This window comes from Thermogemmatispora sp. (assembly GCF_019683755.1).
GTDB lineage: Bacteria > Chloroflexota > Ktedonobacteria > Ktedonobacterales > Ktedonobacteraceae > Thermogemmatispora.
This window is the reverse complement of the sequence record NZ_JADGHT010000192.1, coordinates 1-8753: the sequence shown is the minus strand read 5'-3', so window position 1 is coordinate 8753 and position 8753 is coordinate 1. Positions and strand designations below refer to the sequence as shown.

The following is an 8753-nucleotide window of genomic DNA, read 5'->3' as shown; positions in this document are numbered from 1 at the left end:
CAGATATACTATCAACAGGATATGTCTTTTGTACACCGATTGGAGGAGCTAGGTATAACCCACTTCTATAGTGATTATTGGACCTGCTATAAGGTGGCTTTTCTCAGCCAGGAGCGCTTGACCTGTGGGGTTGTCAACCAGCAGCTGCAGCCGGGCTATATTCGCTACTGGCCCTATTACTGGGCTACCCACGCCGATCGCCATGCAGCTTACGTGCTGCCACGTGGCGACTATGAGGCCGCTCTACAAGCGTTGACGAGCCAGCAGAACCGGCACTATCGCCTGACGCTCTACGGAGATTACTTTATTGTCCAGCCAGTGGAATGAGAACCCCGGCAGGCATGGGACTCGCAGCAGGCCCCAGAGCAGCGCCTCCTGTCAGAGGGAGAGCCAGAGGGAATGACCCTAACTAGAAGCAAAGGGCTTCTGTCCATAGCAAATGATAAACGAGCAGCGGGAGTGCAGGCTGTTCCATTCCTGACAGGCACTATTGATAAGATCTTGCACTTCCTGTCGCGAAAGATTGAAATGGACAGCCAGAGGCGCACTGATCGCTTTCCAGATCTCACGGAGGTCCAGGGCCAGCAGGGAGCCGATCCGTCCTCCCCACTCACCGATTGGCGCTTCGACGGTGCGCACATGTATGTTGACAAGCCTGGCTTCGTGAAGATAGCGCTTCAGGGAGCGCGCCACAGCCCCCTCCGCGTCTAAGCCTCGCTGCGCGGCCAATTGGGTCCCCATGCTTAGGAGCTGCTCGTTTGCCGGTCCTGCAGGGGTGACACGTAGACCTAGCCCAGGCTCGACCAGCTCAACCCAGCCCCTAGGGGCAGTCACCCGAGCCAGCTCGCGCACTACCTCTGGCCAGGCAGCCAGGGGCAGAGCTGAGGTCAGGAGCCGTTGGTGGACAAAGTCGAACGAGGCGTCGGCAAAGGGTAGGCCTCGCAGTACATCACCCTGGACGAAGCGATAATTGGAGGGGGGAGTGGTAGCCTTGATCTGCTCCAGGTCGACCCCGACTACTTCCGCCTGTGGGAACTGCTGGCAGAGTTCAAAGGCCCACTGCCCGGTGCCACAGCCGACATCCAGAATGCGCCGCGGCTGCTCAATCGGGGCCAGGTAGTTGGCCCGTAGCAGGGCCCGCAGCACGTAATGCTGGAAATCCAGCCGATTGACTTCGCCCAAGTCCTTGGGCAGCATATAGGGCTGCTCCTGCAAAAAGCGACGCTCACTTTGCAGCGGCGGTAAAGCAGCACCCTCCGCCGCTACCTGGCCTGTCGTGCGTGACGCTGGCACTGAGCGCCGCCGCCGAAAAACCCACCAGGGCATGGAGAAGCTCCTTTCTACAACGAGATGATCTGGCGCTGGCGGTAGCAGAAGCGGTAGTCGGCAGGCAGGTAGCCAGACAGACACATATATCGAGACTCGAATACCCTCGGTCTGCCTCTTCTAGAGCAGATCCTGCTTGTTCTCCAAGGGCAGGAAGGGATACACATCCGGCGCCAGGCACAAGGTTGTTATCCGCAAACCATCGCTCGATTGAGAGTGTAGGCAAGACAAGCGGTCCCTGTCAATTGCAAGCACAGCCGGCTGAGGGGAGTCCCGCCCTTTTAATAAATTTTTTATGTGAGCAGGTCAGACGTACAGTAGAGGCGCATCTTGACGCCAGCTTGGCACCGCCATTCCAGCGTCCGTCTCCGCTGTTGTCGCTAGCCGAAACAGTCGTGTACCATCTAGGAGATGAGTTTATCCAAGCGAACGCTCAACATGAGCCATGACTCACCTCTGGTCAGCGACGGCGGCGCTCGCTCCTGCAAAGAGCTATCGAGACATACCAGGAGGGGTCTGTCTCTGTCACTGGGATTAGAAGGAGGTATCAATTGCAGCAATGCCTTTCCGCGCAGGCCCTGATCGATCTCCATTTGCACACGATTTGGAGCGATGGGCGCTGGACCGCGGCAGATCTTTTAGTGCATGTCCGCGAGCGGGGTTTTAAACTGATTGCCGTCACGGATCACGACCGGGTGGATACGATCCCCCAGTTGCAGCACCTGGCGAGGGAGCAGGGGATCATCGTCCTCAACGGCGTTGAGATCAGCGCTGCCTGGCAAGGCCAGATGGCCGATGTGCTGGGCTACGGCTTTGATCCTGAGCAAGCGGACCTGCGACGGTTGGTGGAGCAAGTACGTGAGGGGCAGCGAGCTAACGCTGAGGAGGTTTATGCTGAGCTGCTCCGTCGCGGCTATTCCTTTCCTGAGCGGGAGAGGCTCCTTGCAGCGCAGAGGAACCGGCTGCGAGTCGCTGGTGACTGCGGTCTCCTCTTGTTGAAGCATGGCTATGTCTCTAGTTGGCGAGAGGCCCTCGCCGTGATTCGTGACGCGGGCTATCGAGAGATTAAGGCGAATCTGGCGGCGGCAGTCGAAGCGCTCCACCGCAGTGGAGGTTTGGCCCTGATCGCCCACCCGGGCCGCGGCCTGCATGAGCCGGCAGAGTTTACGTTCTATAGTCCTGAGCTACTGGATCGGGTACGGGCGGAGGTCGCCCTCGATGGGATAGAGGTCTACTATCCCACCCACGGGCCGGAGCTAGAGGCGACCTATGAGGCCTATGTCCGGCGTCATGGATTGGTGATGAGCGCCGGCTCGGATTCGCATGGTCCCCCTGGTCGTCTGCCTGTCGGTTACCCGGCCTGGCGCTGTCGGGCGCTATTAGAGCGGCTAGGGATCACGGTCGAGCCGGAAGGCCAGGGTCCTTAAGGCAGTGGTCCGGCAAAGGGGTACCGGGAACAGCGATGATCAGGTGATAAGATGATAATGGTACGATGCCACCTCCTCCTTGGGTACCAGCTATGCCCTCTGGAGAAGAGGCCAAGACGGTCGCCAGCGCTTTAGCGGGATGATCACGAAGCTGCACAGGCAGAGTCCGCCTTCTGCGGAAGCACGGCTTAGTAGCGGCAGTGAGGCCATCACTCAAGCTTATCTGCATCAATGAGCAGGAGTAGAAGCATGAGCGAATGTATTGTCGAAACTCGCTACGGGAAGGTTCAGGGCTATCAGCAAGGCGCCATCTGCGTCTGGAAAGGCATTCCTTTCGCCCGACCTCCGGTGGGGGCCAGGCGCTTCCGTCCCCCTGAGCCACCTGAATCGTGGACGGGGGTGCGTCCAACGACAGCCTTTAGTCCGATGGCTCCCCAGGTTGCTGAGATGGGGGCCAGTATGGTCGGAGCCATCGGGGCCGAGCGCGTTGTTGATCCGCGCCCGATCAGCGAAGACTGCCTCTATCTGAATATCTGGTCTCCTGCCGCAGATCAGGGGAAGCGCCCGGTCATGGTCTATATTCACGGTGGGGCCTTCACCATTGGCTCGGCCTCCGACCCGTGGTATGACGGCACGTCGTTTGCAGAGCGTCACAATATTGTGGTGGTTTCGCTCAATTACCGGCTGGGAATTCTGGGCTTCGTCTATCTTAAGGAGTTAGCCGGGGCCGGCTCCAGCTACAGTGGCAACTGTGGTCTGCTCGATCAGATCGCCGCGCTGCGCTGGGTACGCGAGAATATCGCGGCCTTTGGCGGTGATCCCGAGAATGTTACAGTGATGGGCGAATCGGCGGGGGCTATGAGTATTGCCGCGCTGCTGGGCATGCCAGCAGCACGCGGCCTTTTTAAGCGAGCGATCCTGCAGAGCGGCGCCGCTGGCGATCTGCCTACTGGTGCCGAGGCCACACGTGTGGCTCAGGCTCTGCTGAGCAAGCTTGGTCTGGACCCCTCGCAGGTCGAGGCCCTGGCCGAGGTGCCGCTAGAGGCTCTGCTTAAGGTTCAGCCGGAGCTGGGACAGGAGTTCGGTGGCGTCCGCGCTTTTAGCCCGGTCATCGATGGGGAGACGCTGCCACGCCATCCTCTGGAGATGCTGGCCCAGGGTCTGGCCAGAGATGTGGCTGTCTTGGTGGGAACGAATCGCGATGAGTGGCGATTGTTCGCGCTGATGGGCGGCGGAGCCCAGATCAACGAAGCTTTGCTCAGACGTCTCTTTGGCGATGCCGCTCAGCAGGTGCTCGCTCGTTACATAGCAGCGCGCGAGGACCACTCTCCCGAGCTGGCCTGGATCGACCTGATGGGCGATCTCGTTTTTCGCATTCCGGCTATTCGCTTAGCAGAAGCCCAGGTTCGACAGGGAGCACCTGTCTGGATGTACCGCTTTGATTGGAAGTCACCCGCCTTTGGTGGGGCGCTGGGGGCCGCGCATGCGATGGATATTCCCTTTGTCTTCAATACGCTTGATGTGGGACTCTCACGCCTGTTTACAGGCACGGCTCCCAGTCGGCAGACCTTGGCCGATCTCATGCATGCCGCGTGGGCGGCCTTCATCCGCGACGGGAATCCGCAGCTTCCTGGTCTGCCGGCATGGCCACGCTACGATCTGGAACGGCGTGCGACGCTGATCTGGGATGAAACTCCCTCTCTCGCAGAAGACCCCCAGGGGGAGCTGCGGGCGTTGTGGGAAGGAGTCAGGCTTCCGGGACCAGCCTGACTCACTAAAGGCGAGCGGGAGCCTAGACATCTCCCTCAGCTCCTCACAGCGGGCCAAAGGCCCGCTGCGCCGCTAGTCAGCGCGAGGCGAGACTAAACGCTAACGCCTGAGCCTCGCGCTGCCAGTCGCTCGCCTCCCCAGGGACGTGTTGAGGTCGCTGCTCCCTCCAGGCAGCAATCTTTAGCTGGCTGCTGGCTTCTGGCCATAGGCGATAGCAAGGCTCCACTTTGTCTGCAGCTCATTCCACTCCTGACTCGCCCTATCGATAAGGTCCAGCACCTCTTGCTCCGGTAGCTGGAAACGGGCCGCAATGGGGGCACTAATCGCCTTCCAGGTTTCTCGGGCATCAAGAGAGAGGAGAGAACCAAGACGCCCACCCCAGTCGCCGAGGGGAACTTGAATGCGCTGAGCCTCAACCTGTAATAATCCTGCCTCCTGTAGATAGCGATCGAGCGAGCGCATCACCTCGCCCTCGCTATCGAGACCGCGCAGAGCAGCAAGCTGACCTGCCAGATGAAGAAAGCGCTCGGTTGCAGCTCCAGCGGGAACGAAGTTGCTTACAAGATAGACTTGAAGCCCAGCGGGTCCTCGCCCGCTTGAAGCGGAGACGCCTGGCCTCGCCAGGGATAGTCACTTAAGCCGATTGATTACGGTGGCCCCTCACTGAGGCAGAAGCCGCGCAGCCTCTTATCAGCGATCACTCCGCAGCGCAAGGTCTCACTCCCCTCTGTCCTGGCATGCGACCCTCCAACTGCCAAGGACATGAGTAACAGGCAAACATCACCTCACTGATATCTTGCTCGCCCCTTCCCGAAGGTGCCGGGTCTTATGACCACCAGAGCATTTATGCAATGTTTAACTCTCTCCACAGCTCATTTATGCGTCATTTATGCAGCATCGGGTAAATTTAGAGTGTCCGCTCAGAGACGAGCCATTGAGAACGGAGCCAGCCGGTCAGTCGGATTGCCTCGCCTAGTCGCCTGGCATTTCTACTGACCGGCTGGTCGGCTAGCCGACAGAGATTGTGATAGAGGTAGCATTTTCTCCGGCAGTTAAGAAGAGCGAATAATGCAAGACTCACAGAGAAAGATCTCACCCTCCTTATCCCCTGCGCTACACTCAGCGGCCCAGGAGGCACCCAGCGATCGGCTCCCCAAGGAAAGCACACCGGTCATCGAGCTGCGTCGGGTGACCAAGCGCTTTCTCACACCCGGCGGGCAGACCTATACCGCACTGCGCGATCTGAGTCTCACTGTGGCCCCGGGCGAGTTCTGCGCCCTCATCGGCCCTACTGGCTGCGGCAAATCCACGACCCTGAGCCTCATCGCCGGACTGGATACACCGAGCGCTGGCAGCGTCCTGGTCATGGGGGAAGAGGTGCATGGTACCGATCCGCGCATTGGCTATGTCTTTCAGACCGACGCCGTCTTCCCCTGGAAGAACGTGCTGTCCAACGTGGCCGCTGGCCCCCTCTTTCGCGGTGTTCCCAAGCGGGAAGCGCTGGAACGGGCCCGCGCCTGGATTGCGCGCGTCGGCCTGGCCGGTTTCGAGGATCGCTATCCGCACCAGCTCTCGGGCGGTATGCGCAAGCGTGTGGCCCTGGCTCAGACTTTCATCAATGAGCCCCAGATCCTGCTGATGGACGAGCCTTTTAGCGCCCTCGATGTACAGACTCGCACACTGATGGAGAATGAGCTGCTACAGCTGTGGTCTGCGCTCTCCGCCTCAGTAGTCTTCGTAACCCACGACCTGGAGGAGGCGATCGCCCTGGCCGACCGCGTCTGCGTCCTGACCGCCGGCCCGGCCACGGTCAAGGGGATCTATACCATCGATCTGCCTCGCCCACGCAATGTGGCCGAGATTCGCTTTGATCCGCGCTTCGTGCAGCTCTATCACGATATCTGGGAGGACCTCCGCGACGAGGTGATGATTAGCTATGAACGGGCTAAGCAATCTTCTTGAACAAGGGCAGAGCGATGGCGCTGCCAATCCGACACAGGAAACAGATAGCGCCATCCTGGCGGCCCTGACGCGCCGACGTCGCCGCCGCCGCTGGCTTATTAATGCCCTGCGTTTGCTGCTGCTGGTGCTCCTGATCGGCGGCTGGGAATTGGGCACCCGTCTCGGCCTGATCGATCCTTTCTTCTGGGGACGCCCGTCTGGGATCTGGCAGCAGCTTGTGACCTGGGTGGTCCACGGGACCGCTCAGGGACCACTCTGGGTGCAGATCGCTGTGACTCTGGAGGAGGCCCTGCTTGGCTTCTTGATCGGCGTCGTTCTCGGCATCAGCTTCGGCGTCTTGCTTGGTCGCAATACCTTTCTCGCTGAACTGCTCGGCCCCTATATTAAGGCCGCCAACTCTATTCCTCGCGTGACGCTGGCACCGCTGTTCGCCATCGGGCTGGGCCTGGGCAGCCAGTCAAAGATTGCCCTGGCGGTCGTCCTGGTCTTCTTTATCGTCTTCTTCAATGCTTTCCAGGGCGTACGTGAGGTCGATCGGAATCTATTGGCCAACGCTCGCATCCTGGGAGCCAACCGCTGGCAGCTCTTCCGCGAGGTTATCTTGCCTTCGGCGCTCACCTGGATTATCGCCAGCCTGCACACCAGCTTTAGCTTTGCGCTGGTGGGGGCTGTGGTCGGCGAGTTTGTCGGCTCGATCGAGGGCATCGGCCTGATGATCCAGAATGCCGGTGCCACCTTCAACGCCAACGGAGTCTTTGCGGCCATGCTGATCCTGGCCGCAGTGGCTCTGCTCTCGGAGATCGTGATTACCGCCCTGGAGCGGCGCCTGTTGCGCTGGCGCCCGACCGCCCTGAGCGAGGTCACACTCTGAGGTCGATCCAGCTCCAGGGGGACGGCGCCCACGCTCCAACAAGCCGAGACGGTCAAGCAAGGTGCGGCAGCCCTACGTGGGAGGCATCATCTGCCTACCGCCAGAACAGCACAACGAACGGAACGCCCGAAGGGAAAGGAAGAGAGAGACCATGAGTGTCAAGCGACAATGGCTACGCCAGCCTATCACTGTGCTCATCCTCTTACTGGCCGTGCTGGCCAGTGCCTGCGGCAGCAGTGGCGGCCCAACGGTGAGCAATGGCAAGATTCAGCTCAAGATCATGGTTGGTGGCTTGAGCAAGCAGATCTATTTACCCAACATGCTGACCCAACGGCTCGGTTACTTCGCTCAGGAGGGTCTAGCAGTCACGCTCATTGATGAAGCCTCCGGTCAGTCCGCCGAGGACGAGGTGCTAGCCGGTCAGGTCGATGCTGGTTCCGGTTCCTACAACCATACCATTGAGTTACAAGCGGCAGGGAAACAGATGGAGTGTGTGGTACAACTCGACATCGCCCCAGGAGAGGCTGAGATTGTGGCCACGCGCGAGGCCGGCCAGATCCACTCGGTGAGCGACCTCAAGGGGAAGAACCTCGGGGTCACCGAGCTGGGCTCGGGAACGCAAACCCTGACCACTGTCCTTCTCCACAAGGTAGGCATTGCTCCCAATCAGGTCCACTTCGTCCCTGTGGGGGCTGGAGACACCTTCATCGCAGCCCTGCAACAGGGTAAGATCGACGCCGGCATGACGACCGAGCCGACCATCTCCCGCATCCTGGCCAGCGGTATCGGCAAGGTCCTGGTCGATCTACGCACCCCCCAGACCACGCAAGCCGCCCTCGGCGGTCCTTATCCCTTCATCTGCGTCTTCATGCGCAACGACTATGTGAATGCGCACAAGGATGTGGTGCAGAAGCTCGTCAACGCCTATGTCAAGACCCTGAAATGGATTCATAGCCATACGGCGGAGCAGATTGCGGATATGATGCCCGCCGACTACTACGCCGGCAACAAGCAGCTCTATGTGACGGCGCTGCGGAACCAGCTCGCGATCTTCAGCCCCGATGGCCTGATGCCCGCCGGCGGTCCAGAGTTCGTGCTCAGCACCGAGCAGCAGTCAAACGCCTCCGTGCAGGGCAAGCAGATCGATTTGAGCGCCACTTATACTAATGAGTTCGCCAGCAAGGCCAGTTAGGGAAGAGAGCTGCCTGGGCGCTAGACACATCGAGAGGCTTGACAGAGTATAATGGGATGGTACTGGCTCTGCACTCGCTGCGAGAGCACAAGCAGACCAGGCAGGGCAGAGCCGCCAGCAGTTGGGCGGGGGCGCGCCCCCCCCACCCCCCCCCGGGGCCCGCCCCGCCCCCGGGGCCCCCGGGGCCGGCCGCGCGGGGGGGGGT

The 8753-nt window shown here is 60.4% G+C and carries 7 protein-coding genes and 1 pseudogene; 6 read left to right on the top strand and 2 right to left on the bottom strand.

Annotated elements, in window-relative coordinates; translation table 11 throughout:
• Nucleotides 1–327, top strand: a pseudogene (locus IRZ24_RS12790) (hypothetical protein); the annotation flags it as partial.
• Between the two features lie 78 nt (nt 328–405).
• Here IRZ24_RS12790 and IRZ24_RS12785 read toward each other — a convergent pair.
• The gene (locus tag IRZ24_RS12785) at nt 406–1326 is read right to left on the bottom strand and encodes a class I SAM-dependent methyltransferase (RefSeq protein WP_297164839.1); all 921 of its coding nucleotides are present in this window, start codon (nt 1324–1326) and stop codon (nt 406–408) included.
• Between the two features lie 551 nt (nt 1327–1877).
• On the opposite strand from IRZ24_RS12785, the gene IRZ24_RS12780 reads away from it, so the two are divergent.
• Both IRZ24_RS12780 and IRZ24_RS12775 read left to right on the top strand, forming a co-directional pair.
• Nucleotides 1878–2753 (top strand): PHP domain-containing protein, encoded by an 876-nt coding sequence (locus IRZ24_RS12780; RefSeq protein WP_297164837.1) that lies wholly within the window; start codon nt 1878–1880, stop codon nt 2751–2753.
• A gap of 249 nt (nt 2754–3002) precedes the next feature.
• Nucleotides 3003–4523 (top strand): carboxylesterase/lipase family protein, encoded by a 1521-nt coding sequence (locus tag IRZ24_RS12775; protein WP_297164835.1) that lies wholly within the window; start codon nt 3003–3005, stop codon nt 4521–4523.
• A 180-nt stretch (nt 4524–4703) separates the two neighbouring features.
• Here IRZ24_RS12775 and IRZ24_RS12770 read toward each other — a convergent pair whose 3' ends face one another.
• Nucleotides 4704–4985 (bottom strand): hypothetical protein, encoded by a 282-nt coding sequence (locus tag IRZ24_RS12770; protein WP_297164833.1) that lies wholly within the window; start codon nt 4983–4985, stop codon nt 4704–4706.
• A 606-nt stretch (nt 4986–5591) separates the two neighbouring features.
• Between IRZ24_RS12770 and IRZ24_RS12765 the strand changes: the two genes are divergently transcribed.
• The 3 genes from IRZ24_RS12765 (at nt 5592) to IRZ24_RS12755 (ending at nt 8548) form a co-directional block, all read left to right on the top strand.
• A complete protein-coding gene (locus IRZ24_RS12765; protein WP_297164831.1) occupies nt 5592–6485 on the top strand; it encodes an ABC transporter ATP-binding protein in 894 nt (297 codons plus the stop codon).
• Entirely contained in the window at nt 6460–7356 is an 897-nt protein-coding gene (locus IRZ24_RS12760) for an ABC transporter permease (protein WP_297164830.1), read from the top strand. Before IRZ24_RS12765 ends, IRZ24_RS12760 begins: the two co-directional genes overlap by 26 nt.
• 151 nt (nt 7357–7507) lie before the next feature.
• Nucleotides 7508–8548, top strand: coding sequence for an ABC transporter substrate-binding protein (locus tag IRZ24_RS12755; RefSeq protein WP_297164828.1), 1041 nt, complete (start codon nt 7508–7510; stop codon nt 8546–8548).
• The last annotated feature ends 205 nt before the right edge of the window (nt 8549–8753 follow it).